Source organism: Rheinheimera oceanensis (assembly GCF_018831085.1).
Taxonomy (GTDB): Bacteria; Pseudomonadota; Gammaproteobacteria; order Enterobacterales; family Alteromonadaceae; genus Alishewanella; species Alishewanella oceanensis.
In genome coordinates, this window is the sequence record NZ_JAGPNM010000001.1 from 20,765 (window position 1) to 47,755 (window position 26,991).

General features: G+C 49.0%; 21 protein-coding genes and 3 tRNA genes. 3 read left to right on the plus strand and 21 right to left on the minus strand.

Annotated features, from left to right (window positions below; genetic code table 11):
- Position 1 precedes the first annotated feature (1 nt).
- From oadA to J3B89_RS00145, 13 genes are all read right to left on the minus strand, one after another.
- Positions 2–1,783 (minus strand): sodium-extruding oxaloacetate decarboxylase subunit alpha, encoded by a 1,782-nt coding sequence (gene oadA, locus J3B89_RS00085; protein ID WP_215395498.1) that lies wholly within the window; start codon positions 1,781–1,783, stop codon positions 2–4.
- 12 nt (positions 1,784–1,795) lie between these two features.
- Positions 1,796–2,035 (minus strand): oxaloacetate decarboxylase subunit gamma, encoded by a 240-nt coding sequence (locus J3B89_RS00090; protein WP_215395499.1) that lies wholly within the window; start codon positions 2,033–2,035, stop codon positions 1,796–1,798.
- Between the two features lie 273 nt (positions 2,036–2,308).
- Positions 2,309–2,854 carry a PqiC family protein gene (locus J3B89_RS00095; RefSeq protein ID WP_215395500.1) on the minus strand — a complete coding sequence of 182 codons (546 nt, stop codon included), beginning with the start codon at positions 2,852–2,854 and terminating at the stop codon, positions 2,309–2,311.
- Positions 2,851–4,518, minus strand: coding sequence for an intermembrane transport protein PqiB (pqiB, locus tag J3B89_RS00100; protein ID WP_215395501.1), 1,668 nt, complete (start codon positions 4,516–4,518; stop codon positions 2,851–2,853). The genes J3B89_RS00095 and pqiB overlap by 4 nt, the downstream gene beginning before the upstream one ends.
- Entirely contained in the window at positions 4,502–5,806 is a 1,305-nt protein-coding gene (locus J3B89_RS00105; RefSeq protein WP_215396306.1) for a PqiA/YebS family transporter subunit, read from the minus strand. Before J3B89_RS00105 ends, pqiB begins: the two co-directional genes overlap by 17 nt.
- 590 nt (positions 5,807–6,396) lie before the next feature.
- Positions 6,397–6,473: transfer RNA gene (locus J3B89_RS00110), tRNA-Arg, on the minus strand.
- A gap of 62 nt (positions 6,474–6,535) precedes the next feature.
- Positions 6,536–6,612: transfer RNA gene (locus tag J3B89_RS00115), tRNA-Arg, on the minus strand.
- A gap of 11 nt (positions 6,613–6,623) precedes the next feature.
- Positions 6,624–6,713, minus strand: a tRNA-Ser gene (locus J3B89_RS00120).
- Positions 6,714–6,878: 165 nt separating this feature from the next.
- The gene (gene csrA / locus J3B89_RS00125; RefSeq protein WP_068229500.1) at positions 6,879–7,079 is read right to left on the minus strand and encodes a carbon storage regulator CsrA; all 201 of its coding nucleotides are present in this window, start codon (positions 7,077–7,079) and stop codon (positions 6,879–6,881) included.
- A 302-nt stretch (positions 7,080–7,381) separates the two neighbouring features.
- Complete coding sequence (alaS, locus tag J3B89_RS00130) at positions 7,382–10,000, minus strand: alanine--tRNA ligase (protein WP_433915362.1); 2,619 nt, start codon at positions 9,998–10,000, stop codon at positions 7,382–7,384.
- Positions 10,001–10,030: 30 nt separating this feature from the next.
- The gene (locus tag J3B89_RS00135; protein ID WP_251372130.1) at positions 10,031–10,477 is read right to left on the minus strand and encodes a regulatory protein RecX; all 447 of its coding nucleotides are present in this window, start codon (positions 10,475–10,477) and stop codon (positions 10,031–10,033) included.
- A gap of 2 nt (positions 10,478–10,479) precedes the next feature.
- Positions 10,480–11,202 carry a DUF2189 domain-containing protein gene (locus J3B89_RS00140; RefSeq protein WP_285895580.1) on the minus strand — a complete coding sequence of 241 codons (723 nt, stop codon included), beginning with the start codon at positions 11,200–11,202 and terminating at the stop codon, positions 10,480–10,482.
- Between the two features lie 126 nt (positions 11,203–11,328).
- Positions 11,329–13,389 carry a S46 family peptidase gene (locus J3B89_RS00145; RefSeq protein ID WP_215395503.1) on the minus strand — a complete coding sequence of 687 codons (2,061 nt, stop codon included), beginning with the start codon at positions 13,387–13,389 and terminating at the stop codon, positions 11,329–11,331.
- Positions 13,390–13,578: 189 nt separating this feature from the next.
- Here J3B89_RS00145 and J3B89_RS00150 point away from each other — a divergent pair, with 189 nt between their 5' ends.
- Both J3B89_RS00150 and J3B89_RS00155 read left to right on the plus strand, forming a co-directional pair.
- Entirely contained in the window at positions 13,579–14,067 is a 489-nt protein-coding gene (locus tag J3B89_RS00150) for a TIGR00645 family protein (protein WP_215395504.1), read from the plus strand.
- Between the two features lie 85 nt (positions 14,068–14,152).
- Positions 14,153–17,707, plus strand: coding sequence for a hybrid sensor histidine kinase/response regulator (locus J3B89_RS00155; protein WP_349814170.1), 3,555 nt, complete (start codon positions 14,153–14,155; stop codon positions 17,705–17,707).
- Positions 17,708–17,718: 11 nt separating this feature from the next.
- Here J3B89_RS00155 and J3B89_RS00160 read toward each other — a convergent pair whose 3' ends face one another.
- The 4 genes from J3B89_RS00160 to J3B89_RS00170 all read right to left on the minus strand — a co-directional run bounded on the left by J3B89_RS00160 (position 17,719) and on the right by J3B89_RS00170 (position 23,272).
- Positions 17,719–18,492, minus strand: coding sequence for a substrate-binding periplasmic protein (locus J3B89_RS00160; protein ID WP_215395505.1), 774 nt, complete (start codon positions 18,490–18,492; stop codon positions 17,719–17,721).
- A 140-nt stretch (positions 18,493–18,632) separates the two neighbouring features.
- Complete coding sequence (gene metH, locus J3B89_RS00165) at positions 18,633–21,254, minus strand: methionine synthase (RefSeq protein ID WP_349814171.1); 2,622 nt, start codon at positions 21,252–21,254, stop codon at positions 18,633–18,635.
- Positions 21,254–22,318 carry a homocysteine S-methyltransferase family protein gene (locus J3B89_RS21460; protein ID WP_349814172.1) on the minus strand — a complete coding sequence of 355 codons (1,065 nt, stop codon included), beginning with the start codon at positions 22,316–22,318 and terminating at the stop codon, positions 21,254–21,256. The genes metH and J3B89_RS21460 overlap by 1 nt, the downstream gene beginning before the upstream one ends.
- Before the next feature lie 27 nt (positions 22,319–22,345).
- Positions 22,346–23,272, minus strand: coding sequence for a homoserine O-succinyltransferase (locus J3B89_RS00170; RefSeq protein ID WP_215395506.1), 927 nt, complete (start codon positions 23,270–23,272; stop codon positions 22,346–22,348).
- A 213-nt stretch (positions 23,273–23,485) separates the two neighbouring features.
- Here J3B89_RS00170 and J3B89_RS00175 point away from each other — a divergent pair, with 213 nt between their 5' ends.
- Positions 23,486–23,818, plus strand: coding sequence for a hypothetical protein (locus J3B89_RS00175; protein WP_215395507.1), 333 nt, complete (start codon positions 23,486–23,488; stop codon positions 23,816–23,818).
- 32 nt (positions 23,819–23,850) lie between these two features.
- On the opposite strand, the gene J3B89_RS00180 is transcribed toward J3B89_RS00175, so the two are convergent.
- The 4 genes from J3B89_RS00180 to J3B89_RS00195 form a co-directional block, all read right to left on the minus strand.
- Entirely contained in the window at positions 23,851–24,603 is a 753-nt protein-coding gene (locus J3B89_RS00180; RefSeq protein ID WP_215395508.1) for an acyl-CoA desaturase, read from the minus strand.
- Between the two features lie 275 nt (positions 24,604–24,878).
- On the minus strand, positions 24,879–25,292 hold the full coding sequence (locus tag J3B89_RS00185) for a hypothetical protein (protein WP_215395509.1): 414 nt from the start codon (positions 25,290–25,292) through the stop codon (positions 24,879–24,881).
- A gap of 79 nt (positions 25,293–25,371) precedes the next feature.
- A complete protein-coding gene (locus J3B89_RS00190) occupies positions 25,372–25,797 on the minus strand; it encodes a hypothetical protein (RefSeq protein WP_215395510.1) in 426 nt (141 codons plus the stop codon).
- A 96-nt stretch (positions 25,798–25,893) separates the two neighbouring features.
- Entirely contained in the window at positions 25,894–26,988 is a 1,095-nt protein-coding gene (locus J3B89_RS00195) for a serine hydrolase domain-containing protein (protein ID WP_215395511.1), read from the minus strand.
- Positions 26,989–26,991 lie beyond the last annotated feature (3 nt).

A 26,991-nucleotide genomic window follows, 5' to 3' on the forward strand; every position in this document is an offset into this window, starting at 1 on the left:
TCTAGTCAAAGCTGATCAGCACATCGCCGGTACTAACTGCATCACCGGCTGCAACATGAATATTGACCACAGTGCCGTCAGACACTGCCCGTACTTCGGTTTCCATTTTCATCGCTTCCATAATAATCACCACATCGCCGCGCTTAACGTTAGCGCCAACTTTAGTGGCAATTTTCCAGATATTACCCGCCAACGGCGCATTTAACGTCGCACTGCCGGTCACTGAAGCGCTGCCGGGAATATTTTCTGATACCACAGGCTTAACTGAACTGAGCTCGCCTGTTGGTGCAACCTCTACCTCATACACTTTGCCATCAACCCGCACGCTGTAGCTGGCAGGACCACTCTGAACGGTGTTGGCTTTGGCTGTCACTTTCTTGTTATCTGTACTTTCCGGCTCTGGTGCCAGCTCAAACGCCGCCGGGTTGTCACGATTTTTCAGGAACTTTAAACCCACCTGCGGAAATAAGGCATAGGTCAGTACATCATCAATCTGCTGCTCCGCCAGACGGATATTCTCGCTTTTAGCCAGGCTGCTAAGTTCTTCCTGCAATTTGTCCAGCTCTGGCTGCAATAAATCGGCAGGGCGGCAGGTAATTGCTGTTGCCCCCGCCAATACCCTCGCCTGCAGCGCGGCATTCATCGGTGCCGGGGTAGCGCCGTATTCGCCTTTTAATACACCGGCGGTTTCTTTGGTAATACTTTTATAGCGCTCACCGGTAAGCACATTTAACACCGCCTGAGTGCCCACTATTTGTGATGTTGGCGTAACCAGTGGTAAAAAGCCGAGATCTTCGCGTACCTGAGGGATTTCTTTAAGCACAGCGTCCAGTTTGTCCAGTGCGCCCTGCTCTTTTAGCTGGCTTTCCATATTGGTTAGCATGCCACCTGGTACCTGTGCCAGCAAAATACGGGCGTCCACACCTTTTAATGAACCTTCAAACTGAGCATATTTCTTCCGCACGTCGCGAAAATAAGCGGCAATCTCAGCCAGCAGTTCTAAATTCAGTCCGGTGTCGCGCTCGGTGCCTTCAACAATCGCGACCATAGTTTCAGTGGCGCTGTGGCCATAGGTCATACTCATTGATGATATAGCGGTGTCCAGCATATCAATACCGGCGTCGATAGCTTTTTGATATGTGGCCGTACTTAAGCCCGTAGTGGCATGACACTGCATCGCCAGCGGAATTTTGGTGGCTTCTTTAATACGGGTAACCAGCTCTTCACACTCATAGGGTTTGAGCAAACCGGCCATATCTTTAATACAGACCGAATGGCAACCCATATCTTCCAACTGACGTGCCATATCTACCCACATATCAATGGTATGCACCGGGCTAACTGTGTAAGAAATAGTACCCTGTGCATGGGCGCCAACTTTAATGGCAGCCTGAACTGCAGTTTGCAGGTTGCGGATGTCGTTCATGGCGTCGAAAATACGAAACACATCAACGCCGTTCTCATGCGCACGTTCAACAAAGGCAGTTACCACGTCATCGGCATAGTGACGGTAACCTAATAAATTTTGTCCGCGCAGCAGCATTTGCTGTTTGGTGTTCGGCATGGCTTTTTTCAGTTCGCGGATGCGGTGCCAGGGATCTTCGCCAAGATAACGGATACAGGCATCAAAGGTAGCACCACCCCAGGACTCCATCGACCAATAGCCCACTTTATCCAGCTTGGCTGCAATAGGCAGCATATCCTCCAGCCGTAGCCGGGTTGCCAGCAATGACTGATGCGCATCGCGCAGCACAAGTTCAGTAAGTAATAATGGCTTGCTCATGCCTGAGTCCTCTTATTGTTGTTGGCGATACTGATGTATAGCGCCTGAAATAGCGGCAATGACTGCCGGGCTGGGGCCGCTGCTGCCGCTTTCTACTCTGGTAGTTTTATCTGTGGTTTTCACCGGGAAATAACGCTGCATAACGGTACTTAATAGCTGCACAACAAACACCAGCAGTAATAAGAATGCAAACACCGCAACCATGCCAATTAACATCAGGTTTGCGGCTTCCCATAATAATTCTGCGACCATAGCCGTTTTCTCCTTCAGTTGGCGGCACCTTGCTGACACACACAGGTATAGTCAGAATAGCTGAACACTACCGGCCCGGCCTGATTTTATCCGGCCGACCCTGCATTATGCGCAGTTAACGTTAGTACGCTAAATAAAACTCCGTGATAGCTGCTATTTATGCTAACAATTTGCATAACATGCTTACACTACACGTAAAGACATTCAAATGTCTAGCCATCTGAATAAATGATGGCAGCTGCTTATCGCATTAAAGTAATAAGCAGCTGCGAATTATGCCGCGTCAGTCAGTTGCCGGGCGATTTGCTGGCTAAGCTGTTGCACTGCCTGCCCCAGCGCCTGTACCAGTGCCGGGTAGCCATCGTTCGTTAAGGCAATACGAATATTAAATGGCTGCGAGCCTGGCTGTGTGCTGACGGCAAAGCGGCCACTGACAATAGCGTGTCCATCCGCCAGGCCGTGAAACTGATCCAACTGCACAGAAACGCGCACCGTGTCGGGCCGGGCTTGCAACACTGCTGCATAGCCTGACGTTTGTGCCACCACTCTGTCGCGTAACTGCCGTTGTAATTGCTGATCCAGTGCCTCTGCCCACAGGTGCTGGCGCGCAGTTACCAGTTCAACATCAGATAACTGCAATACCAGCCCGCGGCCATTGAGATAGCTGGCTACCTGCACCGGCTCAATATAAAGAGATCCCGCCTCAGCCACTGAGCTAGCCTGCGTTACCGGTGCCGCTGGTAACTGGTAATAGTTACTGGCAGGCTGGCTGGCACAACCCGTTAGCAGCAAAAGCAGCGCCGCTGTAATATGTCTCATTGCTTTGCCCTCTTCGGTTCAGGATCTTTAGGAATGTCAGCTTCAAACACCAGCGCATTACTTTGCTGATTTAGCGTCTGGAGTACCGGTTGCAGCTCCCGTAACACCTGATCCAGCGTTTGCAGGTTACCATTAAGTCTGTCGTAAGCCACCGACCCCGGACTTAAACCGGCCAGCATCTGTTGTAAATCCTGCAGGCTTTGCTGCAGCTGTGCCGGTAACTGTTGCACCTGAGGGCTGGATACCAAAGCATCCAGCTGAGCGACCATTTTGCTGGCGTTTTGCAGCAAAACCTCGGTACTTTGCATAGTTTGTTCACTTTGCACCAGCAACTGCTCAACCGGCAGATTATTAATTTTATCCAGTGCCATCAGCACTTTTTGTTCAATATTGCTCAGGCCGCTACGGGCAGTAGGTAACATCGGATAACCGGCACTCTGGCTTAGCGCCAGCTGTTGTGCCTGCATGGCCTGTTGTTCCACATCTGGCGTCGTATCCTGGCTGATATCCAAATCAATATAAAGTGCGCCGGTTAACAGATTGCCGGTTTTCAATGCCGCATGCATACCTAGTTGTGCGGCCCTCTCCAGCTCCTGGCGCAGTTGCGCTAAGCTCAGGTTTTCATACAAACGCCCGGCTTCAATACGGATAAGCACCGGTATACCCTGTTGTAATGAAACCTCAAACGGTTTATCGATAGAAAAAAAGAACGGCACGCTGGTAACAGTACCCACCCGTACACCACGGTATTCTACCGGTGCACCGGCTTTTAAACCGCGTACTGACTCTTCAAAAAACAACAGGTACTCAACAAATTCGCTGTATAAACCATCCTGAATACTTTGTTTATTCGGAAATAACTGAAATTCAGCGCCGTTTTTTACCGCGTCACCTGCCGGCCAGCCCTGCATTAAATCAAAGCTGACACCGCCGCTGAGTATGGTAGTGGCAGAGCCTACGTCTAGTTGTAACCCTTCTGCCGACAAATCTACTGAGAACCCACTGCTAAGCCAGAAACGAACATTCTCTGATACCAGCACATCAAACGGCGCACGGATATACAACTGATATTGGGTACGGCGCAGCGTCAAATCAAATTCACTGTGTTCTACCGTACCTACCTCATAACCGCGATACAATACCGGATCGCCAACCGCCAGCCCGCCGCTGTCTGCAGTACTTAATAATACCCTTACACCCGGCGCGTCGGCGGGGGCAATCGGAGGCGCATCCAGCAGCGGGTATTCCAGTTGCTGTTTTTCGGCATCGCCCGGTTGCAGTTCTATATAAACCCCCGACAACAGGGTATTAAGCCCGGTAATACCGCCGCGGCCAACCTGCGGCTTGACCACCCAAAACTGCGAGCCGGTATTTAGCAGAGGGGTAATATTCGGCTTCATCCGCGCTTTAATGATCACTTGCTTTAAATCATCGCTAAGTTCAACCGACACTACCTGGCCTACATCCACACTACGGCTTTTGATCTGGGTTTTTCCGGCAACAATACCTCCGGCGTCAGCCGTTAGTAAGGTGAGTAAAGCACCTTGCTGCTGGTAGTGGTTGTACAGCATCCAGATACCTATCAAAACAGCTGCTATCGGCACTACCCAGATTGGCGACCACTGTTTTATCCGGCTTACCTGTGCACTATGTTGTTGCGTCAAAACTGGCGTCCTCTTGTTCGGCCAATGGGTCCCAGAGTAATCTTGGATCAAAACTTAGAGCTGCCAGCATGGTCAGGATCACCACTGCTGCAAACACCAAGGCCCCTACACCGGGATATACACTCATAAACAAATCAAACCGTACCAACGCCGCCATAATAGCAACCACCAGTACATCCACCATAGACCAGCGGCCAACCCAGTCAACCAAGCGATATATTTTGCTGGAATGGCGCTGGCGGCGGGAAAAGGGCAAGCGGGTTAAATAACATAACCAGAACATAATCAATATTTTAGCCACCGGCACGATCACACTGGCAATCAGTATAATAATGGCTACCGGGTAGGCGCCATCCTGCCACATTAATATAAGGCCACTGATGATGGTCGAGTCGGTTGTCTCACCGAAAGATACCGTACGCATAATAGGCAGCAAATTGGCCGGTATGTACAGCAGTGTGGCCGCAATTAACAACGCCATGGTGTTTTGCACACTGGCCCGCTGACGTATCCGTACCTTAGTATTACAGCGGCTGCAGTGGCTTTGCGCCAGCGGGACTAAAGCGGTACACACCTGGCACAATTTTAAATTTTGCTGTAAGCCGGTTTTACCGGCATGTGCCTCAACCAGTGGTATCGGATAGGGTGCAATTTTTGACCACAGTTCCCGCCGGTCAATCACCTGAAAAGTACGCAGATGCAGCAGGCAAAACAGGCAGAACGCCCAAAAGCTTGGGCCCAGCGAAATATCAGCATCGGCCACTAACTTAACAAAGCTGATAATCAGCCCCATCAGAAAAATGTCTACCATGCTCCAGGGTTTTAGCATGTACAGTACCCGTGCTACCCAGGTACAAGCTGGCAAGGGATAAAGCATACCCAGCTTTAAATATAATACCGCCAGCATGCAGGCTGCCGGCACGGCCTGAATAAACAGCCAGATCAAAATCGCCAGCCATTGATGGTGCTCTGAGAACAACACTGAGGACGTGTCAAAAAAATTCATCGCGTTGCTGTTACCAGCAGCAAACATACTGACAAAGGGAAATAAATTGGCCAGTAATAACATAAATAATGCGCTACCGGCATACAACACAGGGCGCAATACCGGCTGTGGATGACGTGCATCCAGGTGCAGACCGCAGCGGGAGCAACTTGCCTCCTCGCCCGGCGCCAGTTCTGGCATTAACTGAACCAAATCACAATGCCGGCATAATGCCAACTCGCCTGACAGCGCTTGCGGCTTTAATGGTTGTGATAAAGGTACAGCTGAAGTATCAGATATCATCACGTGTCAGGCTTACCTGTTATTACGCGGTGACACGGTTCTAGCAAACCAAGGCTGAACTCTGCCTGAGCAAAACCATGCAAATTCGGATACAATTTATAGCATAATCACAAGCACTTAGCGATGCAGGCAGCAGATAAACGTCTTAAAAAGTTATATCCAGCCCCAAAGAAAAAACCCGCTAAGGTGTTAACCGTAGCGGGTTCTTCGTATATGGCGGACGCAGGAGGATTGCAGGCGGCTATCCTGCCGCCTGCCCTGCGGGCCAGCTTAAAGCTGTGCCAATTTGCTCCCGGCAAATTGGTCGAACCTTGCGGAGCTTCTCATCCGCCTGCGTCAGATTACATAAAGCCAAAATTAAAAAACCCGCTAAGGCGTTAACCGTAGCGGGTTCTTCGTATATGGCGGACGCAGGAGGATTGCAGGCGGCTATCCTGCCGCCTGCCCTGCGGGCCAGCTTAAAGCTGTGCCAATTTGCTCCCGGCAAATTGGTCGAACCTTGCGGAGCTTCTCATCCGCCTGCGTCAGATTACATAAAGCCAAAATTAAAAAACCCGCTAAGGCGTTAACCGTAGCGGGTTCTTCGTATATGGCGGACGCAGGAGGATTCGAACCTCCGACCGCTCGGTTCGTAGCCGAGTACTCTATCCAGCTGAGCTATGCGTCCGGTGTGTCACTAATACAGCACAATTATTTTAAAGCATAGTGCATGATGCTTCCCAAATCAGATGGCGGACGCAGGAGGATTCGAACCTCCGACCGCTCGGTTCGTAGCCGAGTACTCTATCCAGCTGAGCTATGCGTCCATCTGATAAAATGGCGGAGAAAGAGGGATTCGAACCCTCGATAGAGTTTCCCCTATACACCCTTAGCAGGGGTGCGCCTTCAGCCACTCGGCCATTTCTCCGCTCTGTGTTGCGGCGTGTATATTAATGTCTCAGGAAAATAAGTCAAACAATTTTTAGAACTGAAAAGTGCGTTTGCCGACCTTTTAAGCAATTCACCGGAAATGAGTCATAAAACGTACAAAATCGGCAGAATTCGTCGGCAATCAGCAGGTATAGCTGGGTTGTTAGTCGTCGTCACCATAATTTGTATCAGGTGAACCTTTCTCGGCCTGTATACGCATATAAATCTCTTCACGGTGTACAGATACTTCTTTTGGTGCATTAACACCAATACGCACCTGATTACCTTTCACACCCAGCACCGTTACTGTTACTTCATCACCGATCATCAGTGTCTCACCAACACGACGAGTAAGAATTAGCATTCGTTTGCTCCTTGTTCCTTTAACCCAGCGTGACTCACACCGGTGTATACGCTAAAACGCAGTATCATAACTCAGCTGGCTGACTGATTAAAAGGCAGCGGGTTAAATTAATGATATATGCCATCAGCAATTTTGCTGCAAAACAGCAGTATTGTAGCAATTTGCCGTGCGGCTACTGCAGATATTCGATATTCCGAAGTCGATTCACGGCAGATAACCATTTTGTCTTGTTACGGCAACACAGCGCTGCAAGATCAGTAAAGAAAGGCGCCAGCGCCCTTCTTTATACTAATTCAAGCAGTTTAGCTTAGTTTTACCGCGATGTTCGCTTTTGCCTCATTCAGCACCTGCGGCAATGCTGCTACATCTGCACCGCCAGCCTGTGCCATATCTGGCCTGCCGCCACCTTTGCCGCCTAACTGTTCAGCAGCCCAGCCAACCAGCTGGCCAGCATGTACTTTAGTTGTTAAATCAGCCGTAACACCAGCAATTAAGCTGATTTTGTCATCATTTACCGTGGCCAGTAAAATCACGCCTGAGCTGAGTTTATTTTTCAGCTCGTCAAGCATAGTACGCAGTGCTTTGGGTTCCGTAGCGGGGAGTTGCGCGACCAGCACCGTAGCACCGGCTACCTGTTGCGCCTGATCCAGCAACGAGGCTCCGGCATGGCTGGCCAGTTTGGCTTTTAGCTGCTCTATTTCTTTTTCCAGCCCTTTGCTGCGCTCCAGCGTTTGCTGTACCCGCTCGCTAATGCTGAATATATCGCCTTTAAGCGCACTGGCTACGCTTTGTGCCTGCTGTTCCAGTTGCTGCACAAAAGCCACAGCTGGGGCACCGCTAACGGCTTCAATCCGGCGTACACCGGAGGCAATACCGCTTTCAGACACTATTTTACACAGGCCAATATCACCGGTGCGTGTAACGTGAGTACCACCGCACAGCTCAATCGAAAATTCGCCCATGCTCAGTACGCGTACTTCATCATCATATTTTTCGCCAAACAGCGCCATAGCACCGGCAGCCTTTGCCTGGTCAATTGGCATTAATCTGGTTTGTAACAGATGATTCTGCTGAATTTGCTCATTAACCAGCTGTTCAATGGTACGCAGCTCTTCTGCTTTTACCGCTTCAAAATGGCTAAAGTCAAACCGTAGCCGATCGGGACCTACCAGTGAGCCTTTTTGCGTTACATGCTCACCCAGCACTTTACGCAGCGCTGCATGTAATAAGTGCGTAGCAGAATGGTTTTGCTTAATAGCGCTACGGCGCGCGCTGTCTATTTGCGCATCTACATTGTCGCCCACGGTTAAAGCACCGCTGATATAGCCTTTATGTGCGAAAGCTTTGGCCAGCTTAATGGTGTCCTGTACAGTGAACACCGCACCGTTGGCCAGTGTTAAACTGCCGGTATCACCCATCTGGCCGCCGGATTCGGCATAAAACGGCGTTTTATCCAGTATAACCAGCGCCTGCTCACCATCGCTAAGGCTGTTTACAACCTGGCCATCGCGTAAAATTTCCACGACTACTGCATTGCCAAATTCCTGCTCATAGCCGGTAAAGGCCGTTTGCTGGCTTGAAGTTAATGTGGCGTTGTAATCTGCACCAAAGTTAGATGCCTGCTGGGCGCGTTTGCGCTGCTGTGCCATGGCAGCATCAAAACCGGCCTGATCAATCGTCAGGTTACGTTCGCGGGCTACATCGTTGGTTAAATCAACCGGGAAACCGTAAGTGTCATACAGCTTAAATACCAGCTCGCCGGGTAATTCGGTACCGGTTAAGCCGGCTAAGGCATCTTCGAGAATAACCAGACCACGTTCCAGTGTTTTACCAAACTGCTCTTCTTCCAGTTTTAGTATTTTTTCTACCACCGCCTGCTTTTCAGCCAGTTCAGGATAAGCCTCCCCCATCTGCGCTACCAAAGCCGCCACCAGTTGATAGAAAAATGCACCTTTAGCGCCCAGCTTATTACCGTGACGCACAGCACGGCGCACTATACGGCGCAACACATAACCACGTCCCTCGTTCGACGGCTGCACACCGTCGACAATTAAAAAGGCACAACTGCGGATATGATCTGCTACCACACGTAATGATTTATCGGTTAAATCAGTGGCGCCGGTGGCATCAGCGGCCGCTTTAATCAGCGCAACAAAGGTGTCAATTTCATAGTTGCTGTGTACGTGCTGCAAAATAGCGGCGATACGTTCCAGCCCCATGCCGGTATCAACACTGGGTTTAGGCAGTTTTTCCATCCGGCCATCGCTGTGGCGGTTAAACTGCATAAACACGATATTCCAGATCTCAATATAGCGATCGCCATCTTCTTCCGGCGATCCCGGTGGGCCGCCCCAGATATGTTCGCCATGATCATAAAAAATCTCGGTACATGGGCCGCACGGGCCGGTGTCTCCCATGGCCCAGAAGTTATCCGACGCATAAGGTGCGCCTTTATTATCGCCAATACGGATAATCCGCTCAGCCGGTACCCCCACTTGTGTTAACCAGATATCGTAGGCTTCATCGTCGGTTTCATACACGGTAACCCAGAGTTTTTCTTTGGGTAGTTTCACCACCTCTGTCAAAAACTCCCAGGCATAGGCAATAGCTTCCTGTTTAAAGTAATCGCCAAAACTGAAGTTACCCAGCATTTCAAAAAACGTATGGTGGCGGGCGGTATAACCGACATTTTCCAGATCGTTATGTTTACCACCGGCGCGCACGCAGCGCTGGGCAGATACCGCCCGGTTATAACTGCGCGGGTCCTGGCCGAGAAATACGTCTTTAAACTGCACCATACCGGCATTGGTAAACAGCAAGGTGGCATCGTTGCCCGGGATCAGCGAACTGCTGGCCACTACCTGGTGCTGTTTGCTGGCAAAATAATCTAAAAAGGCGCGCCTGATACTGGCCGATGTCATTGTCATGGAAAAATCCTGTCCGCTTGGGTTTTACTCTGTTTGATTAATGGCAAATTGAATTTGTTCGTTACTAAAGCCACGGCGCTGCATATACGCCATGCGTTTAAACTTGTCTTTATATTCTGTTACTGTGCTTTGGCCATATTTCTTTTGATACAGTTGCTGCGCCAGAGCAAACCAATCTATTTCCAGCTCTGCGGCGCACTGCAATACCTGTTCACGGCTGATGTTTTGCTGGCGGCATTCCTGCACTATATAGCCCAGGCCATAGCCCTTATTTACCCGGCTACGCACTAACATACTGATAAAACGCTGCTGATCAAGGTAGTTTTCGGCTTTGCACCAGGCAATGACCTTCGCAATATCGCCCGCTTCACCACCCTGGCGGCTTAAGCGCTGGCTTAACTGGGCTTCGCTGTAATCGCGCCGGCTCAGCCAATTCAGCGCCATGTGTTTTAATTCAGCAAGATCTGCCAAGGTTACACTTCCAGCACGGCGTCATCTGTGGGTTTAACCTGCAGCGCAAAAAACTCATTAAATGATAAAAAGAATGCGATATTCAGCAGCGGTATCACCAGCAATAAACCGATAAACAGCGTTGGCATGGTAAGCATTATTAACCCCATACTCAAGAGGCCAAATACTACCAGCGCGGTAATATTACGCCAGCAGGCAATAAAGCTGGCCTGCATAATGGCCAGCAGCCGGCGCTCCTGCAAAAAGTATGCAATGGCCACGGCATAGGCAAATACCATCCAGGTAAGTAAAAAGCCCACAACAAACAGCAATACTAAAGCACCACTAACCGCTTGTTGTTGCTGCTGCTCCAGTAATTCAGCCGCCAACACACTAAGCGGGATTGACGCCAGCATATTTAATGCCGCAATACGGATAAACACAGCCCGGCATGCAGTTTCCTGCAGTGGCTGAAACAAGTTAACAAACTGAATGCTCTGTTTTTGCTGCACCGCAACCACGCTTTTATACACCCCGGCGGTTAAAAACGGGTTAAGTAAAATACCAAGGATAGCGGTTAGCGGGTGTAGCTGGCTAACCAACGCAATAAACCCCAGCGTGATAAACATTAACACCCACACCAGCGGCGCTTGCATAAAAATAGCCCAGCTTTGTTTAAACCAGCTTAAACACGCCAGTGCATTAACCCGGCGTACAATAAGTTTTACCTTAAACTGCTTATCCACGATAACTCCACAAAACAGATAGCAGCCCGGCTGCTATAAAACTGGCGGTTATGATACTGCAAAATGCAGCAAATTAAGAGAGGATAACGGATAACCGCCCGGATGGGCGGTTATATACAGATATATTCAGAAACTAACAGCCATTTCGTCCAGTAAATGCCGGCTGGCACTGCTCTGGCGCAATTGCCATAACAGATAACGGATATCCAGATGCACAGCCCGGCTGCGCCTGGCATCATAGTGCCAGTTTGCCAGCTGGTTTTCTGCCACCCCGGAAAACATCAGGCCGACCAACTGGCCTTGGGTATTAAAAGTGGGCGCACTGCTACCCCGCCCACAGGTATCTATGGTGCTGAGAAAATTAACCTGCAGTGATGTATCCGTTGTGGCTAACGCACTTGCTTGTGGCTGCACGGCCATGCCCTGCACTGTACTGAACGGCTGATACCATACCGCATCAACCGGCTGATAGCCTTTAACGGTGCCAAAGCTCAGCCGCAAAGTACCATTGGCATCAGCATAGGCTAACTCGCCGTTTGCTTCAGCATAAGCCATATGTATTTCCATTACCAAAGGCCGTATTTGTGCCAACTGGCTGGCCAGTTCAAACCGCTGCTGTTCCAGTTCTGTGCCTACACTATGCATGGCAACAGCGAAACCAAGCAGGGTATCGCGGCTTTTTTCAAACTGTTTTGCACTGCGCTCCAGCCATAAGCTGCGTTGTTCAGCATCGCGCAGACTGGTGCCCCGGTACATAGTTTCAAGTTTGTGCCGCACAATTTCCTGGTTAAAACCATCACCCAGGGCAAAATAATGATCTAAAGCACCGATACGGGCCGCCGGGGGTAAACTGGCATACTGACGCAAAAAATGTAGCGCCAGCTCCAAATCTACACGCACATCGAACTGCTCCGGCATTTCGCTGATCAATTGCTGCAACTGCGCCACTTCGCTGGCAACCTGCTGTTGTTCAGTGCTGTCCTTAGCCTGTTGTTTTGCCAGGGCCACTCTGTATAAACGCCTGGCCAGAGTAGGTAACTGAGCCCGGCTAAGATAGGTTAGTACCAGATCACGCTGCGCCATAATTTGTTGCTGTGCGCTAAGTTGCTTCAGGCGCTCAAGCCGCGGCTGATATAGCTGCTGGCGTACCGGGCTACCGGCAATCCAGGCATTAAGCTGCTGGCTTGCCATATCTTTTTTCTGTTGCAAACTACTTTGCTGGTAGCGTGCAATCATATTTTGCTCTTCAATCAGGCTTTGCTGTAAAGAGCGGACCAGATCCTGATACTGCCTGGCACGGGCAGAACCTGATGGCGCCAGTTGTGTAATAAGCGCTAACGCCTGCTGACGATACTGCACCGACTGCGGATAATATTGTTCAAATAAAAAGCGAACTTCATCAGCACTGGCATAACGTGAACTTTGCTGCGGAAACGCGGCTGCCATTACTGTATCACCCTCGGTAATACCTTTTGCCGACAAGGTTAAATGTGCTGCGGGTTTAAAGGCAGTGTTGCCTGCGGTATAAGCACGTAAAAAAACGTAATCGGCCTGATATCGTGGCCAGCCCCAGTTTGGTGCCTGTTCAGGTGATACTGCCGCTAACGGTAAATGTACCAGCCGCAGTTCCGCGATGGGCTCTGATTTAACCAGATAATATTCCAGGCCATCGTGCTGGCTGGTCACTTCACATATATAGTCGCTGCGCTGCTGACACTCAACGATAATTTTCTGGCTCAGCTGCTGCAACGCTATAGCCCGCTCTGCGGGACTGGCATTAGTATCAAGCTGGCGGTTTAACTGTACCGTTACATTTTGTATCTGCCGGATCAGCAAAGCCCGGATACCCGGCAACGGTATTTCGTCTGCTGCGTTGGCAGCTGAAAATTCTTGCTGAGGAGTGCTAAACCCAACTTGCTGCAGGCTATCGGCCACACAGGCGTAATTTGTCAGCAACAAACCCGACTTCGACACAAAAGCAGCACTACAGTTATTTAACCGTACCAGAGCATTTAATGGCAAAGCACTGAAAGCATCAGCCTGCTGCTGCGCTGTTAACAAGCCTTGAGCGACCAGCCGCTGTTTTAATTCAGGTAGCTGCTGTGGTTGCCACAAGCCTTCGTCAGCTGCAGCAGCGCTACAGCACAGTGTTAGCAACACAGCGATATAGCGATAAATTTTTCTCATATAGGAACATCTGTAAGCTTCAACGGCGCAACGCTAACATATTCTGCCCACCACTAAGCCGGGCTTGCGGTAAAGTGCACAAATATGCGGTAACCGCCAGGTGATAAAGCGCTGAAATTCAGTGCCGCTGTACTTGACCTGTAGCCCGATGGCAGCATAATACACGCTGCTAAATTGACTGGAAAAATTATGGAAAATTTTATTGAAAGACTGATGTATGCATCGCGCTGGATTATGGCACCTATTTATCTGGGTTTAAGCCTGGCATTGCTGGCTCTTGGTATTAAATTTTTTCAGGAAGTGTTTCATATTCTGCCAATCATTTTCAGTATGAAAGAGGTAGAACTGATTCTGGTGGTGTTGTCATTAATTGACATAGCCCTGGTCGGCGGTCTGATCGTTATGGTGATGTTTTCCGGTTATGAAAACTTTGTCTCACGGCTGGATCTGGAAGGCAATGATGACAAACTCAGTTGGTTGGGTAAGCTCGATTCCGGCTCGCTGAAAAACAAAGTAGCAGCATCTATTGTAGCGATCTCTTCTATTCATCTGTTAAAGGTATTTATGAATACTGAAACCATCGCAAACGATAAAATTCAGTGGTATTTGCTGATGCATATAACTTTTGTATTATCCGCCTTTGCCATGGGCTATCTGGACAAAGTACTGCGCAAATAAACCAATACGCATTCAGCCTGTCTGATAAACAGCCTGCTGACTATTACCAAGCGTATCGGGCTGTGCGAACAGGAGGTTGAGCATAGTGAAGAGCCAATTTAACTACTGCCGGATGCTGCTGTATATAGTGTTGCTGTTATGCAGCTGCCCTATGCTGGCATTGTCATCCGGCCAGTCCGGTACCCCGCTGCTAAGCAACTTTAAGCCGAAAGATTACAACGGCGGCACACAAAACTGGGCATTGGTACAGGATCAGCGTGGCCTTATTTATGTTGGCAACAACGTAGGCATACTGGAATATGACGGTGCCCACTGGCGTATGATCCCCACCCGCAATAAAGCTGTAGTACGCTCGCTGGCACTGGCCAAAGACGGCCGTATTTATGTTGGCTCTAAGGGTGAACTGGGCTATCTGGATACCAGCTCCGCCTCTGGCAGCCGTTATGTTTCATTGCTTGACCGCATTGCGCCAGAGCAGCGCAATTTTCAGGATATACGACAAACCTTCGCCACCGACGATGGCGTATACTTTGTCAGCCGCAATTATATTTTTCTGCTTACGCCGCAACATGTCAGAGTATGGAGCAGCAACAGTGTTTTTCTCAAGGCATTCTGGCTGAATAACCGCCTGATAGTACGTGAAGAAGGCACCGGCCTGCTGGAGCTGAGACAAGGCGATTTTACTCTGCTGCCAGGCTCTGAGCATTTTGCCACCACCAGTGTGTTTATGCTGGAAAGCTATAACGACAACACCCTACTGGCAGGTAGCCGCGAAGATGGCCTGTTTTTGCTGGATCACACCGGAGTCAGGCGCTGGCAAACTGAAATCGACAATGTATTACCACAAGCCCTGCTTTATAGCGGCATTAAATTAACCAATGGCGACTTTGCACTGGGCACCACACAAAACGGTTTATATATTCTTAGCGCAGATGGCCGGTTAAAAAGCCACATTACCAAACAGTTTGGCCTGGTAGATCAGAATATCAGAGCCCTATATCAGGACCACCAGCAAGGCTTGTGGCTGGCACTTGACCATGGCCTGAGCAGGATTGATTTATCATCTGCGCTGTCTTACTACAATAACGCCAGTGGCTTATACGGCAATGTGCTGTCGTTGTATCAGCATAACGGGGCCTTGTATGCCGGCACCAGCCTGGGTTTATACCGCCGTAACAGCCAGAATCAGTTTGAAGCCATCAGCCAGGTACAAAAGCAAACCTGGGACTTTATCAGTTTTGAGCAACAGCTACTTATTGCTAACAGTAATGGCGTTTATGCTTTGCGTCAGCACGACATTACTCTGGTTCGCCCGTCAGAGCTGGCCAGCAAAGTGCTCTATCAGTCGGTACAAAACCCACAACGGGTTTTTGTAGGCTTGCAGGATGGCCTGGCCAGTATGCGCTACGAGCAGGGCCAGTGGCATGATGAAGGCCGCGTGCCCGGCGTTAGCGGCAATCTGAACAGCATCTATGAAACCGCCGGTGGTGATTTGTGGCTGGGTACTCTGGCACATGGTATTTACCGTCTTAGCCTGCCACAAAACTGGCAGGGTGGCAGCTCGGTACCGCTGGTAGTAAAACGCTTTAATAAAACGGCTGGCCTGCCCAGTGAAAACCGCAACTCAGTACATTGGTACCAACAACAATTGCTGTTTGCCACAGTCAGTGGTTTCTACCGTTTTGACAGCACAAGCGAGCAATTTGTTGCCGACAAGGTGCTGGGTGCCGCCTTCCCTGACACCCAACCCTGGGTACGTTATCCACAAATAGATCAGCACAACAACCTCTGGCTGCTAACATGGGACAATATCACCGGCAGCCGTCAGGCCGGGGTATTATTTGCTGACGATAATGGCTTATATCGCTGGCAGGCTTCCTCTTTGCTGCCATTGCAGGATATTCCGCTTGATACGCTACTGATCGATCAACAAAATGTGGTGTGGTTTGGTGGCGCTGAGGGTATTTTCCGTTTTGCTATCACCGAACACCGTAACCTGCCGCCGCGGCTGCCGTTAATACGGCAACTAAGAACTCTGGACGGCAATGTGTTCTACAGCGGTGGCGCCCTGCCTGCGCAGCTAAAGCTGGATGCGGCCAGCACAGGGCTACGGTTTGAATATGCCAGCCCCAACTTTAGCCACCTATTTTTGCCGCAGTTTCAGGTGAAACTACAGGGCCACGACAAAAACTGGTCGGGCTGGAGTAACGAGTTATACCGCGATTACACCAACCTGCCCGCCGGTGATTACCAGTTTATGGTCCGCAGCCTGGATTATCAGGGTAATTTACAGCTCTCGGCACCACTGAACATTAATATTGCTCATCCGTGGTATGCCAGCCCATTAGCGTGGTTGCTGTACACCTTGCTGGCAGCGGCCCTGGTGTACCTGCTGCTAAAATGGCGGACTCACCAATTAACAGCAGAAAAACAGCAACTTACAACCTTAATCGAGCAACGCACGCTGCACCTGCAACACACTATGCAGCAATTACAGCAAGCCAAACACACGGCAGAGTCTGCTACTGCAGCCAAAAGCGAGTTTCTCGCCAATATGAGCCATGAACTGCGTACACCGCTAAATGCCGTACTCGGTTTTGCAGAACTGGCACAACACAGCCAGGATGCTAAAACCCAGCAGAGCTATCTTGCTAAAATTCGTGCCTCAGGAAAAATTCTGTTAAGCATTATTAATGACATTTTGGATTTTTCCAAAATAGAAGCCGGTAAACTGGAGCTGGAGCAAGCGCCGTTTCATTTGCAACAAACTGTCTTGCAGGTTACCGACATGTTTAGCGCTCAGTTACAGCAAAAGTGGCTGAGTTTTTCGCTGGAGCTGGACAACAGTATCCCGCCGGTACTAAACGGCGACGCACTGCGGCTAAGCCAGGTGTTAATTAACCTACTCAGTAACGCCATAAAATTTACCGAACGCGGCAGTGTCAGCCTGACAGTAAGCCCGATTGGTAGTGCCGATAACTGCCTGTTACAGTTTACTGTTACCGACACCGGCATTGGCATCAGTGAAGCACAGCAGGAACGTTTGTTTACCGCATTTAGCCAGGCCGATAGCTCTATCAGCCGTAAATACGGCGGCACCGGTCTGGGTTTGACCATTTGTCAGCGGCTGCTGGCATTGATGGGCAGTAAACTTAATGTTAAAAGCAGCGAAGGTCATGGCAGCAGCTTTAGCTTTGCGGTGCAGTTTAAAGCCGCCAGTACTGACAGCCTGGAAACTAACGTCCCGTCGCCACTGCAACTGGCTAACGACAAAACATTTACGCATACAGTACTACTGGTAGAAGACAATTATTTTAACCAGGCTCTGGCGCAAATTATTCTGCAAAAACTCGGGCACAAAGTAATTAGCGCCAACAACGGCGAACAGGCGTTACAGTATGCAACGCAACATCCTATCAGCTTAGTGTTAATGGATATAGAAATGCCGGGGCTTAACGGTTATGACACGGCACGCCGGTTACGCCAATACAGCAGCTTTGCAAACACCCCGATTATCGCCATGACAGCGCATCATTCTGAGCATGTACGTCAGCAATGCCTGCAAGCTGGTATGAACGACATGCTAACCAAACCGATAGACGCTACTACACTGGCAACACTGCTGGGGCAATGGCGTTAGCCAGCCGGTTACTATTTGTTGGCAGTTTGCATGTCGTTGCAATAAAACCGGTTTGGCAGTTCCTGGTTAAGCTGCAGCAGATATTTTAACTGTAGTTGCTCGTACCAGTTGTCCAGCAGTACGCTAAGTAACGCCTGATCAAAACGACGCTGTAATACCGGATCACGGAAAGCCGCCCGGTATAAGGTTGAGCCAAACAGTTCGTGAATTACTACCGGCAGCGCACGTTTCGATTCTTGCTGGTGGTAAGTAAAGATATTCCGATCCAACACTATCGCTTTAACGCGGCCACTAAACAGCATTTCAACCTGAGCTTGCTGATCCACTGTTTCCAGATAGCCGGGCTGCAACGCCATTGCATCGCGGTAGTCAGCGCCGAGCACCACCTTCGCTCCCTGAAACGCTACGGTTGTCAGCCCGGCCATATCCGCAGGATGCTGCAGGGTTAATTCGTCGCTTTGCCGCGCCACCACCACGTTCTGATAACGGATATAAGGCTGGGAGAAAAACAATCCGGGCTCATCCGGCTCATTAGGCTGCAAACTGGCAATATCACCAAAGCCACTTTCCAGTTGGCTGCGAATGCGGGAGTTGGGTAAAAAAGTGAACTCGGCTTCATAGCCCATGCGCCTGACTATTTCACGCAGCAGCTCGATTTCGTAACCGCTGACAGTCTCCAGCTTAATATAAGGTGGTTTGTGTTGTCCCACCAACACCGTAAGTGGCGCGGCCCACACTGACTGACATACCAACAGGCAAGCTACTATCCATCCTTTTCCAGCCATACTCCACTCCGTCATACTTTTAATTAAGCTTAGACGTTTTTACCTGACAGCACAGAGTAAACGCAAGTTATTCGCCATAACAGAAACAACAACGTTTCATTTTATAACAATCACTTAGCCACATTACTGCTGCTTAACGGCTAGCGCAGGTTAGGCGCCAACCAGCTTTGCGCCTGCTCAGGGCTCCAGCCCTTTTTTGCTGCGTACTCGTTAAGCTGATCAACGTCAATTTTGCTAACGGTAAAATATTTGCTGTCGGGGTGGCCAAAATACCAGCCGCTTACCGCGGCACCGGGCCACATGGCATAGCTTTCGGTAAGCTGAATACCGGTTTGCGCCTCTACATCCAGCAACTGCCACAGTGTGCCTTTTTCAGTGTGTTCCGGGCAGGCCGGGTAACCCGGCGCCGGGCGGATGCCCTGGTACAGCTCGCGAATAAGTTGCTCGTTATCCAGTTGCTCTGCGGCGGCATAGCCCCAATACTCGCGCCGCACTTTTAAATGCAGGTATTCAGCTAAAGCCTCTGCTAAGCGGTCGGCCAGCGCTTTTACCATAATGCTGTTGTAATCATCGTGTTCGGCAGCAAACTTAGCGGCAAATTCATCGGCGCCAAAACCGGTGCTAACAGCAAAGCCGCCAATATAATCTTTTACGCCGCTAGCCACCGGCGCAATAAAATCGGCCAGGCTGTAATTGGGCGCATTATTTCTAAGCTGCAGTTGCTGGCGCAGGTTATATAAACGGGCCTTTTCGATGCTACGGCTCTCATCGGTATAAACCACAATATCTTCACCGTCGCTATTGGCCGGGAATAAACCAAATACCGCTTTACCTTTAACATGGCCGCCGTTAATCATGGTATCCAGCATGGCATTGGCGTCTTTAAACAGCTTGCGCGCTTCTATACCAACTTCAGCATGGTTTAGTATTGCCGGGTACTTGCCGGATAACTGCCAGGTTAAAAAGAATGGCGTCCAGTCGATATAATCACGCAACAGGTTTAAATCGACATCCTGCCACAGGTGCACGCCGGGTTGGTTTGGTGCCGGGGCTACTTTGCTGAGATCAAGCCGGAATTTATTCGCTTTTGCCTCGTTAAAACTCAGCAGTTTTTCACCGGGGCGGCTACGGGCATGTTGCTCGCGCGCCACGGTATATTCGTGTTTAATCCGTGCTAAATAATCCGCTTTGCTCTGTGGTGTAATAAGTGATTGCACCACAGATACACTACGTGAGGCGTTAGGTACATACACCACGCCGTTCGCATAGTTTGGTTCAATTTTTACCGCGGTATGGGCCTTTGAAGTGGTGGCACCGCCAATTAACAGCGGCTGGGTAAAACCCAAACGTGTCATCTCTTTGGCGACATGCACCATTTCATCCAGCGACGGTGTAATCAGGCCGGATAAGCCGATAACATCCACATTGTGCTCTTTGGCTACGCGTAACAGCTCAGCACAAGGCACCATTACACCCAAATCAATCACTTCAAAGTTATTACATTGCAGCACTACACCGACAATATTTTTGCCGATATCATGCACATCGCCTTTTACCGTGGCCAGCAGCACCTTGCCCTGAGCCCTGCCGCCTTCCTTTTCCAGCTCGATAAAAGGCTGTAAATAAGCTACGGCTTTTTTCATTACCCGCGCCGATTTCACGACCTGTGGCAGAAACATTTTGCCTTCGCCGAACAAATCGCCCACTACGTTCATGCCGTCCATCAACGGCCCTTCAATTACATGCAGCGGTTTTTCCGCCTGTAAGCGTGCTTCTTCGGTGTCAATATCAATAAAGTCGGTAATGCCCTTAACCAGCGCATGTTCCAGCCTTTTGTTTACCGGCAGGCTGCGCCAGGCATCATCGGCCTTTTCGGCCACACTGCCATCGCCTTTAAACTGCGCAGCAATATCCAGCAAGCGCTCGGTGGCATCACTGCGGCGGTTAAGAATAACGTCTTCTACGCGCTCTTTCAGTAGCTCAGGAATATCGTCATATACGGTAAGCTGGCCAGCGTTAACTATACCCATATCCATACCGGCAGCTATAGCATGGTATAAAAACACCGAGTGAATAGCTTCGCGCACCGCATCGTTGCCACGAAATGAGAACGATACATTGGATACACCACCGGAGATTTTCGCATGCGGGCACAGGCGCTTGATCTCGCGGGTGGCTTCAATAAAATCTACCGCGTAGTTGTTGTGCTCTTCAATGCCGGTGGCAACGGCAAAAATATTCGGGTCAAAAATAATGTCCTGTGGCGGAAAACCAATTTGTTCAGTGAGGATGTTATAAGCACGTTGGCAAATTTCGACCTTACGCGCCTTGGTATCGGCCTGGCCTTGTTCGTCAAACGCCATTACTACCACTGCGGCACCATAGCGACGTAGCAAACGCGCCTGCTGTAAAAACGGCGCTTCGCCCTCTTTTAGCGAAATGGAGTTAACCACCGCCTTGCCCTGAATGCACTTAAGCGCCGCTTCAATAATGTCCCACTTCGACGAGTCGACCATAACCGGTACCCGTGAAATATCGGGCTCTGAGGCTAACAGCTGCAGGTAACGCACCATAGCAGCCTTGCTATCGAGCATGGCTTCATCCATGTTGATATCGATGATCTGAGCACCGTTTTCTACCTGCTGGCGTGCTACATCCAGCGCGGCTTCAAAATCGCCGTTTAAAATCAGCTTTTTAAACTTTGCCGAGCCGGTTACGTTAGTCCGCTCACCAACATTAATAAATCGGGCCTGTTGCTGCATTACCACTCCAGAGAAAAGGCTTCAAGGCCAGCTAAATGAAAACTATGGCTGGGCGCTTTGGGCTGGCGTGGCGGCGCATTTTTTACCGCATCCGCTATGGCTTTAATATGCTCTGGCGTAGTACCACAGCATCCGCCGACAATATTTAAAAAGCCTTGTTTGGCCCAATCGCTAATTTCTGCGGCCATTTCAGTGGCACCCAGATCATATTCGCCAAATTCGTTAGGCAAACCGGCATTAGGGTGTACTGATACATAAGCCTCAGACACACCAGATAAGGTTTCAACATAAGGCCGCAGTAAATCCGGGCCCAGGGCGCAGTTAAGGCCAAAACACACCGGTTCAACATGGGCCAGGCTGTAGTAAAAAGCCTCAGTGGTTTGCCCTGACAAAGTACGGCCGGAGGCATCGGTAATAGTACCGGAGATCATTACCGGCAGTTTAAAACCCACTTCATCAAATACTTTTAACACCGCAAAGGCCGCCGCTTTTGCATTTAGCGTATCGAAAATGGTTTCCAGCATAATAATGTCGGCGCCACCTTCAATTAAAGCATGGGTTGATTCGGTATAAGCATCCACTAATTCATCAAAGCTAACATTGCGAAAACCGGGGTCATTTACATCCGGTGATATCGACGCTGTGCGGTTAGTTGGCCCGAGCACGCCAGCGACAAAGCGCGGCTTATGTGGCTCAAGCTTGGTTACTTCATCGCATACTTTCCGTGCTAAGGCGGCAGATTCACGGTTAATCCGTGCCGATAAACTTTCCATCTGGTAATCGGCCATGGCAATACTGGTAGCATTAAAGCTGTTGGTTTCGACAATATCGGCGCCAGCCAGCAGATACTGACGGTGAATATCGGTAATCAGATCCGGCTGGCTTAATACCAGTAAATCATTGTTGCCTTTTACATCGCACGGCCAATTGGCAAATTCGCTGCCACGGTAATCGGCTTCTTGCAGGCGATGCTGCTGGATCATGGTACCCATAGCGCCATCAAGAATAAAAATACGCTCAGATAACAGCTTACGAAAATGTTCAGGCGTTAGTCTTGCAGTCATAAAGTGCTCGTTGTAATTCTAATTAGCTTAAGCGCTGCGGCCAATTTGGCTTAACTCAAACGGCGTGGCCTGATAAACATAATAGTTCAGCCAGTTACTGAACAGTAAAAAGGCGTGACTTTGCCACAGCTTTTGCGGCCCTTGCAAGGGGTCATTGTGGCGGTAGTAGTTTTCCGGCAGCTTGGCCGCCACACCGGCAGCTAAATCGCGCTGATATTCTTCATCCAGCGTGGTTAAATCGTATTCCGGGTGGCCGGTAACAAACACCCGGCTGCCACTGCTGTTTTGCAGTAAATAAGCACCGGTTACATCAGCTTCGGCCAGAATATGTAAGTCGTCATGCTGCTGGTATTTTTGCTTCGGCACCTGGGCATAGCGCGAATGCGGCACTAAAAACTCGTCATCAAAACCGCGCACCAACGGGCACAGCGGCTGGCTTACCTGCTGCCAGTACACACCGGATAATTTTTCACCGCGGATTTCACGCTGCAAACCATAGTATTGATACAGCGCCGCATGTGCCGCCCAGCACAAAAATAAGGTCGAGGTAACATTGTTATCGGCCCAGCGCAAAATATCGCCAAACTGCGCCCAGTAGGTGACATCTTCATAATCAACCAGCCCCAGCGGCGCACCGGTAATAATAAGGCCATCATACTTTTGCTGCTGCACTTCTGAGAAATAACGGTAAAAGCAGTTTAAATGGCTTGGCGGCGTGTTTTTACTGACATGGTCGTCAATGCGCAGCAAGTCAACATCCACCTGTAGCGGGCTGTTGGCCAGTAAACGCAATAGCTGAATTTCGGTAGCTATTTTATTAGGCATTAAATTTAAAATAGCAATTTTCAACGGCCGGATATCCTGCGACTGCGCCCGGCTTTCGGTCATTACAAACACATTTTCGGCCGACAGCGCTTCTACCGCCGGCAACTGATCGATCACTTTAATAGGCATAGCCATACCCGGTTAACTGACATAAGCGCTACTTTGCGCAAAAGCAGCCTCAAAGTCAACTTCTATACGTTTAGATGGCTAAATAATAAGAGCCTATTGTCAGCATTGCGCTACAGCCAACCATAGTGATGGCAGCTAAACGATTGCTGAAAAAGGCGTTAACGGCTATTTTGAGTACAATATTTTTGGCGTGGCAACTTATCAGGGTAACTTATGGCAGTACAAATTATTCCACTTATCAAGGCGCTTGCTCCTTATCTGACAACAATAGCCACCAGCGCTATTCCGGCGTTTACCTCAAAATCAGAAGCGGCCAAGTCAGACCCTGTGGTTGCACAGCAAATTACAGAGTTGCAGGATGCGGTAACAAAAAATGCCCAGTCGCTGCATATTATTGCCGAGCAATTACAAAAGGTTATTACCTCTGCCGAGGAGGCATCAGTAGAAGCACAGCGACAGGTTGCTACCTATAAAGCTTTAGTGTTGGGCAGCAGTATTGTTTCTGTTATTGCCATTGGGGTAGCGATTTATAGCCTGGTTACTTAAGCCTGTGCGCCTTCAAACGGCTGCATCTGGCTTTATTGCCTGCCTCTTCTGATAAACTTTGCGATCTTACAATCTTCCGGCACCCGCTCTACCCGCCTGTCCAGATTGATAGCTTCGGTAACTAACTCTGCCCGTGCAGGTAACTGTTGTGGCAAGCGAATATTCTTAACAATACCTAAGTTATGCAGTGCATTTAGCACCCACCAGCCCGGATCTGGTTCATCGGTATAGAGCCCCAGCATTGCTGAACCAGGATAGGCATGATGATTATTGTGCCAGGCCTCCCCCATGGAAAGCAGGCCTGCCAGGCGAATATTATGCCCCTGCACAGCAGCACCTTCTACCCGCCAGGTGCGTTCACCATCATTGTGTGCGAAATAGCCTATAAGCCAGTGGCCACCTACTGATACCACTATCCGTACTGACACGCCCCAAACCAGCCAGCTCAGGCCGCCAATCCAATATAATGGTATGGCAACTACCAGTTGTTGCAGCAGCCATGCTTTTTCAATAAACCGGTAAAACCGGTCAGAAAGAACCTTGTCTTCGATATTAAATTCAGGCCCGTTTGCTAACCGCAGGTCGCAGTTTAGTTGCCACCAGGCATCCTTTAACATTCCGGAGCCATGTAACAGGTAATTATGACAGCGGGTTTGGCGCTGCGCCCAATCCCGCAAGTCATGTTGTTTTATCATGCCAATTGGCCCGGCCATACCTACCAGAGTTCCAAGGTAAACAAACAGATACTCCATCCATTTAGGGCATTCGTATGATCTGTGGATCAAAAGTCTGTGCATACCAAGCGAGTGACCAAAGCACAAAGTGATTGCGGTCAGCACTATAAATATACCAACCGACGAAAGCGTTGCTACTACGGGGGCCACAAGTACAGCCACAAACAAATTAGCAAGAAACCAAACAGACTTAACGGGGCTCCACACTACCTTGCCAATATAAGCATCGGTATAGCTGTTTGCTTTAACTCTTTCGGTGTTTAGCATGGATCTCCGGAGGCAGTAATATGCATTTTTATCTGCTCTATTTATTGCTTTGTAGTGGTCTAATTTAACCCACAAAACTTTATAAAGTTGATAACTGACATAATTTGAGGTGCAGCGCCTAGCGCATCAACGTTAGCAAAAGCGGGATCGTCTAAGGAATCAGACTGAGGAAATACAACGGTTACCGTATCACCAGTGTTGTCATTATAAATCGCGGCCCACAAGGTTGATTTACGCTCAATTGCCAATTCTGTATAAACGCACATCATCCATCGGGAAGCTGGCGCAGAACGCTGCTGAAATCCAGGTATGTTTAACGTCGAATAACCGTTTTCTCTTGCTACTTCAGTGACCACATAATCAAAGGCCGTTATACCTCTTTCTTTTGACGACATGGTAAAGAGTTCACTGGCGTTTATGTTTGCAGTAAACACCGCTGAAGTTAGCAACAACGTTAGTAAAATAGTTTTCATAAGATGCTCCTTGCAGATATATAGATGCGCGAATTTTTGAGCGTTGCTGCAGCAACAAAAAACTAAAAATCGTATAATTTTAAGACGTTGTATTCTCCACCTTGTTAGGTTTGCTACGTAGTCGATGCAACGCGAACGTTCCACGGACAGACGAAATAAAAAATACAGTAATGAATCCAGCCATTACAGCGCCATCAAACTTTTCGGTAATATGGATTTGATAAAGCTTTTCAGCAATAAATACTAAAAGCCCAAATACTGCAGCGAAACGGCTTTCTTTATAAATACCAAATGCAATCAGTGTGAATAACACTGCATCAACATATGCCCAAGCATCGATAAAACTAACTACGGTGCTTTGAGATACTAAAGCCCACGTTGCAAAAGCAGCAGTCAACACAGCGACGAGCCCGGCAGCTCCCACGCCATAGCCCACAGCTTTCTTGGCAGATTCCAACGAACTAACATCTGGCCAGAAAAAATTATCGTTTTTGGTGTTGCTCACTTCTATCTCCTGACTAATTGCTTAAACTGCAACGCATCAATCAGTCGACGCATTAGTGGTCGGCTGCATTGGTTTGTTAGCTCATAAATTTGTAGGTTAAATCTCTTTCGAAGTTAAAATCTTAAGTTCGTTCAACAGTTTGTATAACGTCGATTTATTGCCATCACTAGACATTAAAATAATTACAGTCCCAGAGATGAAGTCATGGTGTTTAATCGTGTGATGGCTGGGATTTGAGCCATCATGCTCCCAGGAAACCAAAGCGCCATTGCCGTCGACGAAGAATTTGCCAAAATCAAAGTAAGCTCTGTTCGTTTGCCCCGACAAACTATCACCAGGCAATACCTGCTTCAATTGATCTGTACTTAGCAATGCGCCATTCCAAAGAGCATTTTCAAACTTAAACAAGTCTAGCGGCGTTACGTAGATAGTTAAACCTGCCATATTCGTCGGAAAGTCACCTGAAACAACAGTTTTGGATACCTGCTCACTTTCGGTTTGATGAAATGCATGTGTCATGCCCGCCACTTTGAAAATTGAAGAATCAACATAATCTGCATAGCTTTGCCCGGTGATGCTTTCGACTATCAGAGCGCGAACAACAACGTTCAAATTTGTATACTTGTAACCAGTTCCAGGTTCAAAAGCTGGCGTTCCCTGCTGGATCTGCTGAATCGCATCGGCCGTAGTAATGCCCTTTTTCCACTTTACATCCGGCAAGCCTGAAGTGTGAGTAAGTATATGCTCTATAGTTATTTTATTGGCCCACGCAGGCAATGCATCAACGTATCTTGCAATGCTGTCCTGATACTTCAGTTTGTTTTTTGCAGCAAGCTGCATGATAGAAACCGTCGTAAATTCTTTCCCCACAGAACCTGGACTGAATAAGTGATTAGCGGTAAGTGGAATTGTTTTTACTGCATCGGCATAGCCAACACTTTTCTGCAAAAGAATCTGGTCCCCACGTCCAACCACTATCGTGCCGTTGAAACCTGTTTCCTGTACAGTTTTTTCGATGCTACCCCAGTAGTCGATACTCAAGGCTTCTTTTGCACATACGGGTAAAATTAGAAGAAAAGCATTTAAGAATAGTAAGAGTAACTTCATATTAGGTCCATTTTCATGAGCAACACAGCCCGCAGTGGCGAGCGTAGCTAGTACAGCAGCATCAAAAAAAGCCAGTTCCGCCATAGG